This is a genomic window from Dyadobacter sp. HNCC25DJ185 (assembly GCF_056895195.1).
Map to the genome: position 1 here is coordinate 171,897 of NZ_JBXHAR010000009.1, position 19,375 is coordinate 191,271.

General features: G+C 44.8%; 18 protein-coding genes. 11 read left to right on the plus strand and 7 right to left on the minus strand.

Features of this window, described 5'->3' with window-relative positions:
• Nucleotides 1–71: 71 nt before the first annotated feature.
• On the minus strand, nt 72–1,337 hold the full coding sequence (locus AC1XUF_RS24705) for an ApeA N-terminal domain 1-containing protein (RefSeq protein ID WP_483344531.1): 1,266 nt from the start codon (nt 1,335–1,337) through the stop codon (nt 72–74).
• 267 nt (nt 1,338–1,604) lie between these two features.
• Here AC1XUF_RS24705 and AC1XUF_RS24710 point away from each other — a divergent pair, with 267 nt between their 5' ends.
• Nucleotides 1,605–1,850: a hypothetical protein gene (locus AC1XUF_RS24710; RefSeq protein WP_483344532.1), complete on the plus strand. Its 246-nt coding sequence runs from the start codon at nt 1,605–1,607 to the stop codon at nt 1,848–1,850.
• Between the two features lie 387 nt (nt 1,851–2,237).
• Here AC1XUF_RS24710 and AC1XUF_RS24715 read toward each other — a convergent pair whose 3' ends face one another.
• The 5 genes from AC1XUF_RS24715 to AC1XUF_RS24735 all read right to left on the minus strand — a co-directional run bounded on the left by AC1XUF_RS24715 (nt 2,238) and on the right by AC1XUF_RS24735 (nt 10,011).
• Nucleotides 2,238–5,363, minus strand: coding sequence for an efflux RND transporter permease subunit (locus tag AC1XUF_RS24715; protein WP_483344533.1), 3,126 nt, complete (start codon nt 5,361–5,363; stop codon nt 2,238–2,240).
• 24 nt (nt 5,364–5,387) lie between these two features.
• Nucleotides 5,388–6,440, minus strand: coding sequence for an efflux RND transporter periplasmic adaptor subunit (locus AC1XUF_RS24720; RefSeq protein WP_483344534.1), 1,053 nt, complete (start codon nt 6,438–6,440; stop codon nt 5,388–5,390).
• A gap of 13 nt (nt 6,441–6,453) precedes the next feature.
• Nucleotides 6,454–7,788 carry a TolC family protein gene (locus tag AC1XUF_RS24725; RefSeq protein ID WP_483344535.1) on the minus strand — a complete coding sequence of 445 codons (1,335 nt, stop codon included), beginning with the start codon at nt 7,786–7,788 and terminating at the stop codon, nt 6,454–6,456.
• Between the two features lie 84 nt (nt 7,789–7,872).
• The gene (locus AC1XUF_RS24730) at nt 7,873–8,343 is read right to left on the minus strand and encodes a MarR family winged helix-turn-helix transcriptional regulator (RefSeq protein WP_483344536.1); all 471 of its coding nucleotides are present in this window, start codon (nt 8,341–8,343) and stop codon (nt 7,873–7,875) included.
• A gap of 198 nt (nt 8,344–8,541) precedes the next feature.
• Nucleotides 8,542–10,011, minus strand: coding sequence for a M48 family metalloprotease (locus tag AC1XUF_RS24735; RefSeq protein WP_483344537.1), 1,470 nt, complete (start codon nt 10,009–10,011; stop codon nt 8,542–8,544).
• A gap of 225 nt (nt 10,012–10,236) precedes the next feature.
• On the opposite strand from AC1XUF_RS24735, the gene AC1XUF_RS24740 reads away from it, so the two are divergent.
• Nucleotides 10,237–11,049, plus strand: coding sequence for a lysophospholipid acyltransferase family protein (locus AC1XUF_RS24740; protein WP_483344538.1), 813 nt, complete (start codon nt 10,237–10,239; stop codon nt 11,047–11,049).
• Between the two features lie 34 nt (nt 11,050–11,083).
• Nucleotides 11,084–11,995 carry a TIGR01777 family oxidoreductase gene (locus AC1XUF_RS24745; RefSeq protein WP_483344539.1) on the plus strand — a complete coding sequence of 304 codons (912 nt, stop codon included), beginning with the start codon at nt 11,084–11,086 and terminating at the stop codon, nt 11,993–11,995.
• A 5-nt stretch (nt 11,996–12,000) separates the two neighbouring features.
• Here AC1XUF_RS24745 and AC1XUF_RS24750 read toward each other — a convergent pair whose 3' ends face one another.
• Nucleotides 12,001–13,476: a M61 family metallopeptidase gene (locus tag AC1XUF_RS24750; RefSeq protein WP_483344540.1), complete on the minus strand. Its 1,476-nt coding sequence runs from the start codon at nt 13,474–13,476 to the stop codon at nt 12,001–12,003.
• 110 nt (nt 13,477–13,586) lie between these two features.
• On the opposite strand from AC1XUF_RS24750, the gene AC1XUF_RS24755 reads away from it, so the two are divergent.
• The 8 genes from AC1XUF_RS24755 (at nt 13,587) to accB (ending at nt 19,362) form a co-directional block, all read left to right on the plus strand.
• Entirely contained in the window at nt 13,587–14,231 is a 645-nt protein-coding gene (locus tag AC1XUF_RS24755) for a porin family protein (RefSeq protein WP_483344541.1), read from the plus strand.
• Between the two features lie 116 nt (nt 14,232–14,347).
• Nucleotides 14,348–14,980 (plus strand): acetyltransferase, encoded by a 633-nt coding sequence (locus AC1XUF_RS24760; RefSeq protein ID WP_483344542.1) that lies wholly within the window; start codon nt 14,348–14,350, stop codon nt 14,978–14,980.
• Between the two features lie 110 nt (nt 14,981–15,090).
• Entirely contained in the window at nt 15,091–15,684 is a 594-nt protein-coding gene (locus AC1XUF_RS24765) for a YceD family protein (protein ID WP_483344543.1), read from the plus strand.
• A 145-nt stretch (nt 15,685–15,829) separates the two neighbouring features.
• Nucleotides 15,830–16,024: a 50S ribosomal protein L32 gene (gene rpmF / locus AC1XUF_RS24770; protein WP_215234912.1), complete on the plus strand. Its 195-nt coding sequence runs from the start codon at nt 15,830–15,832 to the stop codon at nt 16,022–16,024.
• Nucleotides 16,025–16,156: 132 nt separating this feature from the next.
• Nucleotides 16,157–17,095 (plus strand): phosphate acyltransferase PlsX, encoded by a 939-nt coding sequence (gene plsX, locus AC1XUF_RS24775; protein ID WP_483344544.1) that lies wholly within the window; start codon nt 16,157–16,159, stop codon nt 17,093–17,095.
• Between the two features lie 83 nt (nt 17,096–17,178).
• A complete protein-coding gene (locus tag AC1XUF_RS24780) occupies nt 17,179–18,168 on the plus strand; it encodes a beta-ketoacyl-ACP synthase III (protein WP_483344545.1) in 990 nt (329 codons plus the stop codon).
• Nucleotides 18,169–18,214: 46 nt separating this feature from the next.
• Nucleotides 18,215–18,781, plus strand: a complete 567-nt coding sequence (gene efp, locus AC1XUF_RS24785) for an elongation factor P (protein WP_149640315.1) — start codon at nt 18,215–18,217, stop codon at nt 18,779–18,781.
• 92 nt (nt 18,782–18,873) lie between these two features.
• Nucleotides 18,874–19,362: an acetyl-CoA carboxylase biotin carboxyl carrier protein gene (gene accB / locus AC1XUF_RS24790; protein ID WP_483344546.1), complete on the plus strand. Its 489-nt coding sequence runs from the start codon at nt 18,874–18,876 to the stop codon at nt 19,360–19,362.
• Nucleotides 19,363–19,375 lie beyond the last annotated feature (13 nt).

Genomic DNA, 19,375 nt, shown 5'->3' on the forward strand with positions numbered 1-19,375 from the left:
TGATATAGTTTTCAAATCAATTTCCATCTCAAGCAAAAATGTGACAACTAAGATTAATTTCAATCTCAAACTTATTTATACAAGGCGTATCCCTTGAGCGCCTTCTTCTCTAAGGCCTTCCCTAGATGGGTGTAATAGTTTCTAGACCATTTCACCTCCTTGATAAAACGTTCTCGATCCATTACTATCCATTTTAAGCTTGAATTCTCAAATATTGAGAGAAGATCTTCCAAACGCATATGTAGTGACACCGAATTTCCAAATGCAAAAACGCCAGTAAGCCAATCATGATACTGGTTATCAGACGAAATCAGTAAATCCTCTTTCAACTTCCTATAATCCGCCTCCGGCATCTTAGTCAGGCCGCGAGTCCTTTCATGGTAGGACTCAATCGCTCTTGCTAAATTTAGGAAAGAATCATCTGAAAAATTTCGGTGAGTGTAAAACTGTTGAAATAGCAAATACATAATATGATCAAGTAATTCATACTTCTCATACCATATTCGTATCATATTTGGAAATTGTTCTCGGATATCTGCAAATAAGAATAAAACTTCATATTTGTCCCGCTTAGCTTTAAAAGAATCAACACGATACTGACTGGCAGCAAGAACTTCAATCTGTTTAGGCATGTCTCCAAAGCCTTCGTAATGCCTCACAAAATCTAAACCCCCAATAAATATCTGAGTAATATAAGTGGGATGATATAATCCCAAGATCATAAAATTCTGAAATGCAGTTACCTTTCTGAGAATTTCTTTCAGGGTCAATTGTTCATTACAAACGATTTCCAGTCGAGTTGTGTGCACTAAGTTAATTTCAAAGGGCGCTTTATGTCTGCTAATATTCTCACGGTCGAAGGATAAACTTCCTTGAGTGGATTGATCTATTTCAAATGTTATATTTTTCGGAGCAGAATAGTCCACTCTTATTTTCCGATTATCTAATACTTCATCTTGTACATTCAAGCCAGTTACTCCCACCCACTCCGCAAGATTGTAGATACCTGCTGTAACCTTATTAAATTTTAGATGTTCAATAGTATCTACATGAACTCCTATCAAAATAAATCTTATCACGCACTTCACTTGCGTCTTCGAATCAGTCCTAATCGAAGTAAATAAACATTCTAGCAATGTTATTTCCTTACCATCTACCGTCATTCCTTGTATTATATCCACACCATTGGGGAAATCAAATGGATCCCATGAAGCAAATTTTTCAAAAAGCTCTAGTGAGCCCCCTTCCTCAGGGTCAAATGATAAAATCCCTCCCACTGAGTTTTCGCTCAGCAGCGGCAAATGCCAATTTCCATGAAATGTTTGCTTGTCTGTCATAAACAAATTTTCAACTTGCTAGATAACACAATTTTTCAGGCGAACAATCACGAAAATCTATGTCTTCGTCAAAAATCTCCCCCTACCCCAATTTGCATTTCTCCTCACAAAATCGGAATATTCGCATTCCTATTAATACAGCACAAATGAAAAACTTACACGATCTGCCCTGTCATGGCGCGGGCCGGCGAAAGCCCCCGGATGCACGTACTGTAGCATTAGGACGCCTAAAACAGGGCTCCCCATTTACCCTAAAATACAGTACAAATGAACCAAAAAACACACGCTTCCGAGTCTCCGGACCCGAAGTGCGCGGCTTATGCCGAGCAAATTCAGCAGCTCTTCGAGCTCAACACACCCACCCAAATGGCGGAGCACCTTTGGGAGATTTACAGCGGGTTTCAGATGTATGAGCAGCAAGCCGGTCACAACCCGCGCAAGCTGGACATTTTTTACACCTTTCGGGATTTGGTGTTTTTCTGCCAGAAGATTGGTGCGATGAAGGCGGCGTAAGTGCGAGAAAGTGAATCCAAAGGCATTTTGAGGTTCAGATCGATGAGAAGCCTTTGGAATTACTTTGTTACGGTGCGCTGCACCTTGCACTAATTTATGTGATTTGGCTTTTTCTACAAGTCTTGCGGTGCTCTGCACCTTGCATTGTGCCGAGATGCGTCTATGCAACATTGCTAAGACCGAAAAATATCGCTTTGTATTTTCAAACACCAGGTGCAGCGCACCGAAAGATTGTAGAAAAATGCTACCATAAACTATCATTCGCAAGGTGCAGCGCACCGTAACAAAAAATCCGATGACAGTGAATCAACAATGCTATCATCGGACTACATGGCCAGGAAAACACAAAATCCCCTTCCGGGGATTTTGGCATTTTAAGGTCTGGAATTACGCCTCCAAAACCAACTCTTCTTTCCGTTGCTTTTTCTTCTTGCGGCCTGCAAATCGCTCTTTAACCCGATCTACCACATAATAAACACTAGGAACCAGGAAGATTGTCAGCAGTAACGAACTCGTCAAACCACCGATGATTACCCACGCCATACCGTTTTTCACTTCCGCACCGTCGCCTGAGGCGAGGGCGATGGGAAGCATACCGGCGATCATCGCGATGGTGGTCATCAGGATCGGGCGGAGACGTTCTTTGCCGGCTTCGATCAATGCATCTTTCAATGCGTGGCCTTCTTCTTTCAATTGGTTGGTAAAATCGACGATCAGGATCGCATTTTTTGCTACCAGACCGAGCAGCATGATCATACCTACAATTGAGAAGATGGTCAAACTTTCCATTGTCAGGGCCAATGCCGTCAATGCGCCCACTAATGCAACCGGGATCGAGAACAAGACCACGAATGGATAAATGGTACTTTCGTAAAGCGCGACCATGATCAGGTAAATGAGGACGATACCGAGTACCAGCGCCAATCCCAGACTTCCGAATGCGTCGGCCTGGTTTTTCAGGTCACCGCGGTATTCGATGAAAACACCCTCAGGAAGTTTTACGCTCGCCATTTTGGCCTGAATGTCGGCACCGATAGAACCGGATGGTCGACCTACAACCTGCGAGTTGATGGTGATCGAAGACAAACGGTCGATCCGTTGCAACACGCTTTCGCCCATACCTTCCTTGATGGTCGCGAATTGAGATAATTCAAATGCCTGACCTGCGCTGTTTACGAAACTCAAGTGGCGGATATCATCGGCACTGGACCGGTTGAACTGGTCGAGGGTTACCATAATATCGTATTCCTTGCCTTTTTCCTTGAATTTCGAACGGTCGTCGCCACGGAAGGCAGTTTGCAATGCAGCACCAACTTCGGCAGCATTGATACCCAGTTGCGACATTTTCTCACGATCAAGCGTCACGCCTACTTCCGGTTTCGGATCATCCACCGAGTAGTCCACGTTTGCAGTACCGGGTATCGAAGCCACGACTTGTTTTACCTCTGCAGCTACTTTGCGGATCACCGCCATGTCGGTACCTTTTACAGCCACCTGGATCGGCGCCTGGTTAGCATTACCCGTAATGGAAGTTGGTGCAACCGTTACTTTCACCCCGGGAATTTGCAGGATTTCCTTCTGAACCTGAGTACCAAACTCTTCCGAAGACATCGTACGCTCTTTTTTATCAACCAATTGAACCGTCAAATCCGCAATGTTACTATTGGAAGTAGTTCCCAAACCGGTGCTGCTGTAGCCGACATTGGTAAACACTTTGGTCACTTCTTTTCTGCCCAACAGCAGTTTTTCTACCCGTTGCGCAACCTGATTGGTCTGGTAAATGGAAGCCGTCGGCGCCAGTTCAAGCGAAACATTCAGCTCGCCTCGGTCACTTTGCTGCATAAATGCTGCTCCGATGAAACCGCCTGGTACCAGCGCGATTGAGCCGACGATCAATGCGAATGCAAGGATGAAAATGTATCTTTTGTGACCCAAAACCCAGGTCAACATTCTGCCGTATTCGTCTTTGATTCTGTCCAAAAAGTTCTCAAAACCAATGTTCAGCTTGCCCCAAAGGGTGTTTTTGTCCAAAATTTCAATTTTACCAAAACGCGAAGCTAAAAGCGGAGTTAATGTAAAGGAGACGAATAGGCTCATCAATGTGGAGAACACCACCACGAGGGAGAACTCTCTGAGGATGTTACCAATCAAGCCTTGCGTCATCGCCAGCGGCACAAATACCACGACGTCTACCAACGTAATCGCCAGGGCGGTGAAACCGATTTCCGCGCGTCCATCCAATGCGGCTTTCCATCGGCTTTTACCCATTTCCATGTGGCGGTTGATATTTTCCAGAACCACAATCGAGTCATCAACCAGGATACCTACCACCAGCGAAAGCGCCATTAACGTCATCAAATTGAGTGAAAAACCTAAAAGGCTCATCAAAATGAAAGTCGGGATCATGGAGGAAGGCAGTGCCACCAGGATAAACATCGAGCTGCGAACACTGTGAAGGAATAGCAACATTACTACGGATACAATCAGAACCGCCAATCCAAGGTCAAATACCACCGCATCGGCAGAAGCCAATGTATAGATAGATTGGTCGGACGCGATGTTGAACTTCAAACCTGACGAAGCATATTGTTTTTCCAAAGTAGTCAGACGCTCGCGGGTTAACTTACTCACATCCACCGCATTGGCGTCGGATTGTTTCTGAATTTGCAAGGCCACAGACGGGCGACCATTGATGTGGTTCACCGCAGTTGCGTCGGCAGTACCATCATATACTTCGGCGATATCTTTCAAAAATACCTGTCCGCCAGTCGCATTGCGACCTACGATCACATTTCTCAGATTTTCAACGGTCGTCAGTTTCGCATCGAAACGGATCGAAAGCTGATCCTCCTGGGTTTTCACCTGACCGGCTGGGTATGAAGTATTTGCATTGTTGATCGCGGCAGAGACCTGAGCAATCGACAAGCGGTATGCTTTCAATTTGTTCTGATCAATGTTGACCTGGATCTGACGCTCGGTACCACCAATGATCGTCACCTGACCTACACCAGTCACATTGGAAAGCTGTGGTTTCAATTTGTCGTCGATCAGATCGTAAAGTGCCGACGGCGACAAATTGGCGGTAACACCCATTCTCAAAACCGGAATTTCATCGGTGGAGAATTTATTGATGACTGGACGGTCGGCGTCGTCGGGAAGCAGTGAAATTACCTGCTCCACTTTGCGCTGCGCCTCCTGCTGCGCCAAATCGACGCTCACGCCCTGTTTCAACTGGACAATCACGGACGAAACACCTTCCTGAGAAGTTGAATTGATCTGATCCAAACCTTCGATCGCCGAAACGGCGTCCTCAATGTGTTTGGTCACATTGGTTTCGACTTCATCCGCAGCCGCGCCGCGATAAGTCGTCATTACGCTCACTACATTGGCCTCAAACTTGGGTAACAAATTATAGGACAATTGTTTATAACTGATCACACCAAATAGTATCAACACCGTGAATACTACTATGATGAAGAGCGGTCTTTTTACTGCTACTTCGGTGATTGACATAATAATCTGATTTACTGGTGGATATTATTTGGTAACATTCACTGCCGCACCTTCGCTAAGGTTGATCTGGCCGGTTGTAATAACCGTTTCGCCCGATTTCAATCCCGACAAAACCTCAATGTTGTCACCCAATTCACGCCCTACTTCGATCTTACGTTGTTTCGCCTTGCCATTTTCGACGGTGTACACATAAGGATTACGTACACTTTCCACCAATGCACTTCTTGGAATAATCAATGCCTGCTGGCTGCTTTTCTGGCTGAATTCAACCGTTACGAATGTTCCGGCCCGCAACTGATCCGAGTTTTTGATCACAATCTCCACCGGATAATTGTGCGATTCGTCGCCTTGGGGCGCAATGTAGGAGATCAGTCCGTCGATTTTTTTATCAGGGAAAATGCTTGATCCTACTTTCACGTGCTGGCCTTCTTTCAATTTATACACATCATTTTCAGAGATCATTACCTGCACTTTCAGGCGTGAAACATCCAGGATCGTTCCCAATGAAGTACCCACATTCACAAACTCGCCCGGCTCAATGTTCTTCTTGATAATCCGGCCGCTGATTGGTGCCGCAATCGAGGCGTCGCTGATCTGTTGCTTGATTTGCTCGGCCTGGTTCAACGCATTTTCGTAGTTATATTTGGTATCGTTCACCTGCACTTCCGTCGCCGCATTTCCGGCCAAAAGTTTGTTGTAGCGCTCTGTGTCTTTTTTCAACTTATTGATATTCAACTCCGTAGCCTGCAATGAAAGCTCTTTTAATTTACTATCAACCTTCACCAGCGGCGCGCCCTGTGAAACGTAGGTACCGAGTTCATATTTGACAGCCAATACCTTACCGGCCGAGGTCGCCATAATGTCTGCCTGTTTAAAGGGAATCAGGCTTCCCGTGCGGATCAATTGCTGATCTGTGCTGCCCTCTTTAACTGCAACCGCTGTCACCGGGATTGTGATATTCTTGTTATCCGGCATTACTTTCTTTGCGTCCATCTTGGATTTATTGGCCACCAGCCGGAAGCCGATCAATACGCCAATGATGGCGATAGAACCGATGATGATGAGTTTTCTTTTCATGGATATTTCAATTTTACGGTAGAGCTGTATAAAAGTCGTTAAGTGTTCCCTGCGATTGCTCGATGCCCAGTTGTGCCTGGTAGTAGCTCAGCATGGAGTTGATATAGTTGCTTTGCGCTTCCTTGTAGGAAGTTTCGGCATTCAATAAATCCGATAGTGGAATGGTGCCCTCGCGGTATTGGAGCGTCGTCACATCGTACACTTCTTTGGCCAGGTTCACATTACTTTCGTCGTTGGCGAGATTGAGTTTGGCTTTTTGAAGCTGAGTCGTCGCATTATTGTTTTGCAATTCGTAGTTCTGCGTGTTGAGTTTCAGCTGTTCCCTTTGCGTCATCAGGTTCAGGTCGGCTTGCTTGTATTGGGCATCTCTTCTGAAACTATCGAAAATCGGGATCGTCAATTTCAAGCCCACTGCACCGTAACTGAACCAGTTTCCCCAGGATTCGCCCAGGTGGCTGCCCAATGCCTGCATACCATAGCGGCCGTAAATAGAAACTTTTGGAAGGTAACCCGCCTTGATACGATCTTTTTCAATTTGTTGCAATTGCATATTCACATTCTGGATCTTGAAATCGGTCAGGTTCGAAGCTTCAAATGTTCCAGGCTCGATCAGCTTGAATGGTTTATTCAAAGGATTGTCCGTCAATTCCAGTTGCTCCGAAAGTGGCATGCCCATTTGAAATTTCAGTTGGTTGTTAGCCAGGATCAGATTGCTCTCCGCCAATGTTAGCTGCGATTGAATGTTGTTCAGGCTCACTTTGGTACGATCGTAATCTACTTTTTTGATCACGCCATTGTCCAGCTGGAGTTGCAGCGTTTCGAGGATACGCCTGGTTTTATCGAGATTATCCTTTAAAAGATCGATCTGAGCGGTTGTCACAAATACCTGATAATATGCATTTGTAATGTTGTAGATGATCGTTTCTTTGGTTTTTCGTGAGTTCAGCTCTGCATTGGCAATGTTCGGTTTATTTGCTTTGATACCTGCCAAAAGCTGCTGGTCGAAAATCACTTGATCTGCTTGCGCAGAAACGTTGGTCGTGTACTTGGTACCCAGCGCAACCCGGCGATCTTCGCCTCCAAACAACGCGCCCGGAAGTACGGTCGATTGCAGTTTAAGGTTGTCATCCAGCGCACCGGTACCTGCAACCTGAGGCATGTAGTAAGACAGCGCCTCGCGTGACTGCTCATTCGCAACACTTTCCTTATACTGTGCGATTTTAACATTGCTATTGTTTTTGATCCCGTAAGCAATGCAGTCTTTCAGGGTCAGCTTGGTCGTTTGGGCCGATGCTGCATCCGCAATCAGCACCAAAGCGAGGAGCGCCCATATCTGTTTTAGATTCATTGGATTTTTCATGTATTTATTGTGGCTAATCTTTTAATGGTTGACATATCTACTGGTGATATATCAACCATTATGATAAAAATTTTATTTTTCAATGACTGTGAGCACCCTGTCCAGAAAGCCGATAAAGGTCTTCCTTTCTTCTTCTGAAAAATGCTCCATAATTTGATTGTTAAAAGCTATGGCTAATGTTTGGATACGCTCGCAGACAAACTTCCCGCTCGGCGTAAGGGAAATCATATTCTTTCTTTTATCCTCAATGTCACTTTCAATTCTAAGAAAACCATCTTTATGTAATGTCTGCACAGAACGCTGAATACCGGCTTTATCCTTTTGAAGTACATTGGCAATGTCCTGCTGCGTCATGGCATTAACTTGAAAATATACAACCATGAGAATAGGCAGTTGTTCGGCCAGTACCGGAATACCTTCATTGATGAGCTCTGCATTCATCTTTTTGAAAACAACCTTTGTAACGGCTCCCAGCTTAAACTGAAGAGAGTTCTTTAATTCTTCCCTTAGATTTTCCCATTTGTTAATTGTTGCATTTACCATGGTACAAATGTATATTGCGTTGACATATCAACCAAATGTTTTAATAAAAAGTTTTGTGAATGGAAGAAATTGCGGGACGAGCGGCTTTACACACTTGTCAGCCAGGAGCGCAATCGAAAGGCCGCTACTCAGGTGCACCTGCAAAAATGCATAGTGCTTCTTAGTAGCGGCCCTTCGACTGCGCTGACAAAGTTTTAACTATTTACTCAGCGTCTTGATCAACATCCCCTTCGTTACCTTATCCGAAAGCGACATTCCATTGATTATCGCCAGATCATCCATTTGCTTATCAGCTTGGTTATAATCTCTCAAAGCGTCCCTCAAAGTGCCATCACGCTGAACCGTTTTAATCCGGATACGTTCGGGCTGACGGTTAATGATATTGGGGTCATTTACTGATTTGAAGCCTTGTGCCACACTCCTGAATTGGTTCAGATTGCCCGCAAAATTCGCAGCCTGAGCAACTCCGTGGATTGCATAAATATTGCTGCCATATTGGATCAGCCAGGTTGCTACCTGTAACGAATTCGCAGTTGCAGCTGCTTGCTGGCCTGTTTGAGACTGGGCCACTTGTGTGGATACCATTGCAATAGCCGGGTTACCATTGATGGTGGTCTTATTATTTTCGGAAACTTGCAAACTGTAATTCTTCGCCACAGCCTGTGCCGCCTCCTCCAGCGACTTTCCGGGCGCTAGCATAAACAACATCATTGATTTTCCATCTTTCGCCGCCATTTGAAATTGCGAAGGTGAGTTTTCATATTGCCAGCCGTTCGGCACTGGCAGCTGAAATCGCAATTCGGGATGGTAAAATGTATTGTTCTCGACAAATCCCTGCTTAGGGTCAGCGCCGTATATAATACCGTCTATTTTTCGCAAATAAATATCCCGGTTTACATTGTACTTGGCGGGATGCTCCGTCTGATATTGAGTGGCCAACTTCTCCACTTTATTTTGTCTGTCGCCCGGATCCGGGTGTGTCGATTGGAAAGTAGGAATCGTTTGGCCGCTCTTTTCGCTTATCTTCTTCAAAGTCCCGAAAAAATCCGCCATCTGATGGGCATCGTAGCCAATCTTACTGGAGTATTCTACGCCGATTTTATCGGATTCTGTTTCGTGTTCACGGCTGTAGCTCAATAGCAAAAGTCCAAGGGCCTGCTGTGTCTGGTCTGCCAGCCCGCGCACGGTCTCCGAGAGGACCATCCCAGCCAATAAACCTACCTGCCCAAATATTTGCGTAGTCTGCTGCCGTGCCGAATGGCGCGCAGTAATGTGCCCGATTTCATGACCCAGAACACCGGCAAATTCGGCTTCGTTATTGAAATGTGCCATGATCCCCCTTGTGAAATATACGTAACCACCGGGCACAGCAAAAGCATTGACAACCGGTGAATCTACAATAAAGAATTGATAGGGTAAATCGGGGCGATGAGAGATGTTAGCCATTGCCTTCCCCTTCTCGTTAATGAATGCCTGCAAGCCTTTATCATTATATATGCCCATTGTAGCCACGATACCAGGGTGCGACTCCGCGCCGAGGGCAATTTCCTTTTCCTTGGACATGAATATAATTTCCTTCTTACCAGTGACAGGATTTTTGGAACATCCTGTCAACAGGCTGATCGCCACAAAACCCGTAAGGATGTGAAACTGGAATTTTATTTTCATATAATTAAAATAAATGGACTGTTACTTTGGAGTTCCTCAAATTTAACTTAAGTATTGGATTCCTGAAAGAATCATGCCAATTCGCAGAACAGGACAGCACGTCCATTTGAATTAAATTTTTACATTCACTCGCCTTCTATATAAATTACCTATTCATTGGTACAAAAGTTGTTTGTTATCCTTAATCCAACGCAGAACTGATATGCTCCATACTTTACATGCCCTATGAATTTAAAAAAGAGTACATACAGTCTGCTTCCCCCCTGGCTCATCCGCTTTGACGTATTTGGTCTTTTCGAAAAGGATCCCTTTGGCAACTATTTGTTTATTAAGAGATTACTCATTTTTATACTGGGCTGGTTTACCTATTACAGATATACCGCAGTAAACAAGATCAATATCATTGGAGGTGAACAATTGCTTGAACTACCGGATCACGGTGTTCTCTTTCTCTCCAACCATCAGACTTATTTTGCAGACGTTATTGCATTTTACCATATTTTCTGTGCAGCCAAATGGGGCTATAAAGATACGCTGTCCCCGCCATTTTATCTGTTTTCTCCTCGCGCACGGTGCTATTATGTTGCCGCAGCAGAAACGATGAAAGAAGGTATCCTACCCAAATTATTCAGCATGGGCGGTGCGATCACTATCGAAAGGTCATGGCGGGCCAACGGTGAAAACGTCAAGAGGCAATTGGATAATTCTGCCCAGGACCGAATTGGAATGGGCCTGTCCCATGGTTGGGTGGTTAGTTTTCCGCAGGGGACAACAAAGCCGTATGCCCCTGTACGTAAAGGAACTGCCCATTTAATTAAAGATCACCATCCTATTGTAATTCCGGTAGTGATCAATGGGTTCCGAAGGGCCTTTGACAAAAAAGGCCTGCGTTTCAAGAAGCGTAATACCAGGTTGACCGTCCATTTTAAGCCGCCCATGCAGTTCCTGCCAGGCGAATCCGTCGAAAGTATGGTGGCAAGGGTTACCAAAGCGATCGAGCAGGAACCGCCCACTGATGTCTCTGCGGCACCTTTTTAAATCTTATTGGTACACTTTTTTGGATGAATATAGGATGGGTAAAAAAGTATTGATCACGGGTGGAACTGGCTTAATCGGAAGATCTTTAACCAAAAATCTCCTTAATAAGGGCTACGAAGTGGCTTATCTAAGCCGGAAAAGGAAGAATATCCCGTCTGTTAAGGTCTTTGAATGGGATGTAGAAAAGGGATATCTGGAAGACGGGGCTTTGGATAACCTGCATTTCCTGATCCATCTTGCCGGGGCAAGTGTAGCCGAAGGCCGCTGGACTGAAAAGCAAAAAAAGACAATCCTATCGAGCAGGACGGATACAATTGCTTTTCTGGCAAATCAGTTGAGGGAGCAAAACATCTTGCCCGTCGCTTTTGTATCCGCATCCGGAAGTAGTTATTACGGCGAAGACACTGGCAATGCAGCACATACAGAATCTTCGCTTCCCGGAAATGATTTTTTGTCAAAAGTCACTATTGAATGGGAAAAAGCCGCAGACCTGATCAAAGACCAAGGGGTCAGAACTGTGAAGCTAAGGACCGGTGTAGTTCTTTCCGGAGAAGGGGGCGCATTGCCGCGTATGGCAGCACCTGCGAAGTTGGGACTGGGGGCGCCACTTGGCTCAGGCAAGCAATGGATTCCCTGGATACATATCGATGACATTTGTCAGATGTATATAGAGGCTTTAGAAAATGAATCCTGGGAGGGAGCCTACAATGCGGTGGCCTGGCCACCGGTTACCAATGAAGAACTTACCAAACAAATATGTAAAGCTCTGAACAAACCACAGTGGCTGCCCGGTGTGCCCGGTTTCGCATTAAGACTTGTTTTTGGAGAAATGGCGAATGTCGTTCTGGGAAGCAGCTATCTGGTCAATGAACGCATAAAAAACGAAACGGATTTCAGATACACATTTCCGGAAATTGAAGGAGCAATAAAAAACATTCTGCAATAACCGGACTATTCCTCCTCTTCCTCAATAGTTAAAACCTGGACCGTAGACAGCCACTTATCTCTCTGTAATTTCGCTTTAAAATCATCCAGCACATTCAACTGAATGTTACCGTTGCTGAAAGTGGACATTTGTAACCCGACGAATGCCAGTGCCTCATTCAATCTGTTTTCAAGAGGCTCGCTTGTAAAAATGCAGTCGTGCCAGTACCATTCCAGGGATTCTCCGGCCACCTCTTCGACGATCTGAATATAGTCTTCGAGTGAATAACCTACAAAGGGTTTCCCGAAACGCACCCAAAGCAGGCGCATCACGTCATCCAATGAAAAAGCGTGATTGGTTTTTTTTCTTAAATAAAGATCCAGGATCAATGCAACCAGTGCGCCTTTATGATATACTGAAACCTTTCTGTTTGGAATGCCTTTTTCATAACCATCCAGCCAAAGGTCAAAAGACGAATCCGCCAATGATTGGGTGGCATGCGCCGCGGTTTCGAAATGCCTCTTCATATACACCTGCAGCTCCTTAATATAGGCCTCATCATTGAAAACCCCGGCCCGCCTCAGGAAAAGATCTCCATAATAAGTTGTGCAGCCTTCGGCCACGAAGCAAGTGCGGAAATAGTTTTCCTTTGTAAAATCATAAGGCAACATCTCCACTGGCCGTATCCTGATGATGTTCCATGCATGGAAAAGCTCGTGCGAACTTACGCCCAGCAAATCGGCATATAAACCTTCACCTTCATCGTCCGGCCCTAGAACGATCATCGTAGAATTATGATGCTCAACGCCGTGGTAAAAGGCCGTGGGGAGTATCAAATTAAGGAAATGGTAATCGGCTTCTGGAAATTCACGCATCATCGCAATCTGCTCCCGAGAAAATCTCCGGAAATCCCTTTCAATTCTGCGCCAGTTTGGACGCAGGTTACCATGCATCCAAATCTTGAATTTGATGCCACGGACCTGGTACTCGCATTTCTGGATGGATTCGGAAGCCAGCAGGGGACTGTCAACCAGTTGGTAAAAATCCTTTGCATGAAGTATGTTCCTTTCCGCCAGCGGAAGGCCGCAGGCGATCTGATACGCCTCCGGCAATTCCAGCTTGATGGTATAGGTCTCACCAATGCGCCCTTCCACGTACATGCAAAAATTAATGAAGTTCAGATACCACAGCTCTTCATCCACATAGCTGCTCCCCGCATTCTGGCTGATTGCGTAGTAAGCATACCGGATACTCACCTGTTTTTGGCCTTCTGTTCCAACGCGCCACCGGTCTTTGGTTACCTTGTGAAAGGGCAGTTTCTCGTTAGCTTCTGAAAGCGCTTCGATAAATTGAATATTTTTGGCAAAGTTCTGAATTTCGTATCGTCCGGGCCTCCACGCTGGCAGCTGAATTTCGATGAAGTCGCTGTTAATTTCTGGAATCGTATAAGTGATTTGTAAAAGGTGGGACTGCGGATCTGATACCGAAATGTGATAATGCATAAGCCTTTAACGGGTGTTTAGAGGAGCTTTGAAGCGCTGTTCGACTGGTAAACCAAAATCCCGGATTTATACGTTACTTGTTACCATATTATAAAATAAACGATTTTAAGATGAAAAATGAAATCCTCCTATCCTGCATATTTCTGCTTACAGTCCTGATTTCGCCCGCCGTTTTGGCGCAGGACGACTATTACAGACCAGATTCCATCAGCAAGGAAAAGCCCCAGGAAAGGGAGGTTCCGCCGGTGGAGAACAAAAAGCTGGAGGAGAAAAAGGCAGTTCTGGATTTTAAACAACGGCCTTTTATCGAGAGGGTTCGCTTGGGAGGAAGTTTCGGACTGAGCTTTGGAACGGTTACCAATGTGAATTTATCGCCGATGGCTGGTTATGAACTTACTGAAAAGCTGGTTGGAGGAATCGGCGCAACGTTAATGTATTTCCGTTACAGATATTATGACATTAATACCGCTTATTATGGCGGGCGCGCTTTTCTGATGTACTCTGTCTTTCCAATGGTCAATCTAATTGCGGAATTTGAGTCGATGAACGTGGTTGGATCTTATCAGAAACGACAGTGGCTGGGTTCCCCGCTGGTTGGTGCATCCTATTCTCAGCCGATCGGAGGAAAATTTATCAAAGCTGTTCACTTTACGGCATTGTATAATCTGAACTATAACAATCAGATTGATAAATATAGCGGTCAAAACCTTTCCCCTTATGGAAGCCCATTCGTTTTTCGGGTGACCTTTCTGTAAACTATTACATGCTAACTTTGCCCTTAAATCGCTGTTATGTCTAGCAGTGATTTATTTTTTGTCTTCCATTTGAAACCTTAATGGTGAATGGAGACTTTTTAATCTTAAACATTGATATGGAAAATCCGGTCTTAATTTTTGGTGCAGGTGATCTTGGAATGCAGGCACTTGATATTTTCAGAAGAAACAATGTATTGGTCTACGGTCTTTTGGATGACCACAAAGACCTTCACGGAAAAGAATTTGGCGACGTAAGTGTTCTCGGCGACACCGACGACAGCAATTTCCTCAATATTATCGGAGATAAATGTGAGTCGTTTGTGGCTATTGGCGAACGCTCGGTCAGAGAGCGGCTCGTAGAGACATTGACCGAGCAACATAAAGCAATGCCCGTCAATGCGATTCACGACAGTGCAATCATTTCCGGGATGGCGGTGATTGGGCATGGCAACCTGATTGGTGCCCGGGCAACGATTGGCGCAAATTCAAAAATCGGCCATCATTGCCTGATCCAGACTGCTTCTGTAGTAGATACTTCCGTCACGATCGGCGATTTTGTGACCATCGGAACTGGCGCCATAATCAATGACAGGGTAAAAATCAGTGACGGCGTTTTTATCGGTTCGGGGGCGATCATCGTGGCAGGTGTAGAAATTGGCAAGAACGCCAGAATCGGCGCCGGATCGGTGGTGGTTGAGAATGTGCCTGCCAAGGCTACCTACTTTGGCAACCCCGCGAAGAAGATTTAGCCCCAAGTCCCCCGAAGCAAGACTTTACATTATCCAAATCGCACATTTAAGGGCACGGGAAAGCATAGCATTGCTATCAATAAAATTCGTTTCTTCGTTTTTTTATTAATTTGAAAGACATTACCTTTGCAGTCCTTTTGACAGAAAAAGTGAAAGAGCTAAGTAAATACAACATAGACATTTACGGTTTGGAAGACAAACAGTATGACTATGACATGGAATCTGGCGATGCCTTTTTTGAAGAACTGGAACAAGACCTGATCGAACACGGACACTTCAAAACACATGTTGTCCTGAACAAATCGGCCACCATGATCCAGCTTCATTTCGAGACCAAAGGGAGCGTAACTTTGATTTGTGACCGCAGTCTGGAACCTTTCGAGGAGCCAATTGATTCGAATGAAAGGATTATCCTGAAATTCGGGGATCACAATGAGGAGCTTACGGACGAAATTGAGATTATCAACAGGAATACCAATAGAATTAACATAGCACGGTACATTTTCGATTTTATCGCGCTATCTCTTCCTGTTAAAAAAATACACCCGGACCTCAGAACAGAGGACGACGAGCTGGATCTGATCGAAGATGACGAAGAAGGCATTTTAGTATACTCTTCCGGAGACATAGACGATCTTGAAAGTGAGGAAGAAGAGAAGATCGATCCGAGGTGGGAGGCATTGAAAAAATTGAAGGGTGAATGAATGCCCGCCGTCGGTTGAAACCGACGGGAATTGAAAAATGAATTTTAATGCCGTTCGGCTTCAGCCAACGGAAGCAAGAGTAAAGTCGGCTAAAGCCGATGGATATCATATAGTAATAAAATATAAACAATAGACATAAAGCATCATGGCACATCCTAAGCGGAGACATTCCACTACTCGTCGCGATACTCGCAGAGCACATGACTTCCTTACCGGAAAGCAATTAGGTACAGATTCTTCGACAGGAGAAATTCACCAATTACACCGCGCTCACGTTCACGAAGGTAACCTCGTTTACAGAGGAAAAGTGGTGGTTGAAAACTACACCAAAACAGTTTAGTTTCAGTCGATGGAGATATCAATTTCGCAGCAGCCCTATAAAAGTTGTTGCGAAATTCTTTTTTACTGCGGCACATCTGCTAAATTTACACCTTCGATTTCTAACTTATTAGTCTAAAATAACAGCGTGTAAATGAAAATTGCGGTAGATGCTATGGGGGGAGATTTAGCTCCACAGGCAATTGTTGAAGGGGTCATCCAGGCCGCTTCTGAACTACCATCCGAGGCGAGAATCGTTTTGATTGGCCGTGAAAGTGCAATTTGGGACATATTCAACCAAAACAATTTCACTCCTACTAATGTTGACGTCGTTCACGCAGAAGATGTTATTGAGATGGGGGAGCATCCTACCAAGGCCCTTTCTCAAAAACCCAATTCCAGTATCGGCGTTGGCTTCAAGCTTTTGAAAGAAAAAGAAGTAGATATTTTCTGTAGTGCTGGCAACACCGGGGCTATGCATGTAGGAGCTCTTTTTAGCATTAAGGCAATAGAAGGAATTTTACGGCCGGCCATTGCAGGGTTTGTGCCGCAAGTGGGTGGAGGATACGCAATTATGCTCGACATTGGAGCGAATGCAGATTGCAAACCAGAAGTGCTTGCCCAGTTTGGTGAAATAGGCTCCCTATTTGCCCAATATACATTCCAGATCGACAGGCCACGCGTTGCGCTTATGAACATTGGTGAGGAAGAGCAAAAAGGATCCCTCACTTCGCAGGCTACGTTCCCCCTTCTTAAACAAAACAAGCGAATCAACTTTATTGGCAACATTGAAGGCAAAGATCTCTTTACCAACAAAGCTGACGTAATCGTTACCGACGGTTTTACGGGTAACATTCTCTTCAAATTGGGAGAGTCTCTTTACGAAATTTCGAAGAAACGAGGTTTTCAGGACGATTTTATTGACCAGACTAATTACGAATCTATTGGAGGAAGTTCCATTATCGGCGTGAACGGTAATGTCATGATCGCGCATGGAATCTCTTCGCCCCTTGCTATCAAGAATATGATTGGATGGGCTTACAAGCAAGTGAAAGCCAAGGCTTATTTACATATTGCACAAGCATTGAATTAATCCGGATACAGACAACCACATGCATAAATCGATACTGTCTATTTTACCAAAACCTATTCGGATTTTGAATAGTTAATTTTATCATGACCCATATAAAAGCCTCCATAACAGGAATACAAGGGTATGTGCCTGATTATATTTTGACAAATGCCGAGTTGGAAACAATGGTAGCGACAAATGACGAGTGGATCGTAAGTCGCACCGGTATTAAAGAAAGGCGTATTCTGAAAGGGGAAGGTTTAGGGAGTTCACATATGGGTGCTGAAGCTGTGAAGGGATTGCTCGCCAAAACCAACACTAGTGCCGGAGATATTGATCTGCTGATTTGCGCAACAACCACACCCGATTTTGTTTTTCCGTGTACCGCGAATCTCATCTGTGACATGGTTGGGATCCGGAACGTAGGAAGCTTTGATATACAGGCCGCCTGCTCTGGTTTTTTGTATGCCCTTACCCTAGGCTCCCAGTTTATCGAGACCGGAAAATATAAGAAGATCATTGTCGTAGGTTCGGATAAAATGTCCGCAATTGTAGATTATACGGATCGAAAAACCTGTATCCTATTTGGGGACGGAGCAGGAGCTGTGTTATTGGAACCGGATACCCAAGGCAATGGAATCCTCGATTCGATCATCAAATCCGATGGTGCAGGATATCCTTACCTGAACCAGAAAGCAGGCGGTAGCCGCTATCCACCCACCCGCGAAACAGTTGAAAATCGGCAGCATTTTGTTTACCAGGACGGGGCACAGGTCTTTAAGTTTGCTGTAACGAATATGGCAGACGTTTCCGCCGAAATTATGGAAAGAAATGGACTCAAGGGTAGCGATGTTGCATGGCTGGTGCCGCATCAGGCAAATCGCCGGATCATAGAAGCTACTGCCAACCGAATGGGCGTTGGCATGGATAAAGTGATGGTCAACATCCAGAAATACGGTAATACCACAGCTGCGACTATTCCCTTATGTTTATGGGATTATGAATCACAACTTAAAAAAGGCGACAATCTTATTCTGGCTGCTTTCGGGGGAGGATTTACCTGGGGCTCTATTTATCTTAAATGGGCTTACTGAGGCAACTCATTGATTGAAGGCTTTTATTAAATTTTACTGACTAAAAATGGCAACTACTGCAGATTTGCGTAACGGACTGGTAATAAACTTCAACCATGATCTGTTTCAGGTAATTGAATTTCAGCATGTTAAACCAGGCAAAGGCAATGCATTTGTCCGCACCAAACTGAAAAGCCTTACCTCGGGAAAAGTATTGGACAATACTTTCTCTTCCGGGGCAGGTATCACACCTGTACGCGTTGAAAGACACAAATTTCAATATTTATATAAGGACGAAGTAGGCTATAACTTCATGAATGCCGAAACCTTTGACCAGGTCTTGATCGATGAGAAATTGGTTACGAATGCCGATTTGATGAAGGAAGGCCAGGAAGTAGAGATTTTGATCAATACTGAGAACGATTCCGCTTTACTTTGCGAGCTTCCTCCATTTGTTGAATTAGAAGTTACCTATTCTGAACCTGGCCTAAAAGGCGACACGGCCAACTCTCCTAAAAAGGCTATTGAAGTAGAAACCGGCGCAAGAATCATGGTGCCGTTGTTCATTGAAGAAGGCCAGAAAATCAAAGTCGATACCCGCACCTACGACTACGTAGAGAGAGTAAAATCTTAATTTTTGTTTTCTGTGAGAGGTAAATGACCCTCCTCAAATGCTTATAAGTAAGCCGTTAACGGGTCAGCCACCACAGTTTTAAATTTGAATAAATGGAAACCAAAGAAATCCAAAAACTGATTGACTTCATTGCCCAGTCCGGCTTAGATGAAGTGAATATTGAAACGGCAGATTTGAAAATAAAGGTGAAGCGTTATGGCTCAGCCCCTGTTGCCACAACTTCCTCGGCGGCCTCAGTTACTCCTGCTCCTTCTTTTGCGCCACCTGTACCTACTACACCTGTTACCCAGGCAGCAAGTACTTCTCAACCAACGGTCTCCAGCGAACCAGCTTCCCAGAACCTGGTAACGATCAAGTCTCCGATGATCGGCACTTTTTACCGCGCATCAAGTCCCGAAACGCCTTCTTTCGCAAGTGTGGGTGATGAGATCAAACCAGGAAAGGTGGTATGCGTCATTGAGGCAATGAAACTCTTTAACGAAATCGAGTCTGAAATTTCAGGAAAAATCGTCAAAGTATTGGTTGAAAACGCTACACCAGTAGAATTTGACCAGCCCCTATTCCTCGTTGAGCCTGCCTAAGGTAACGGACGAT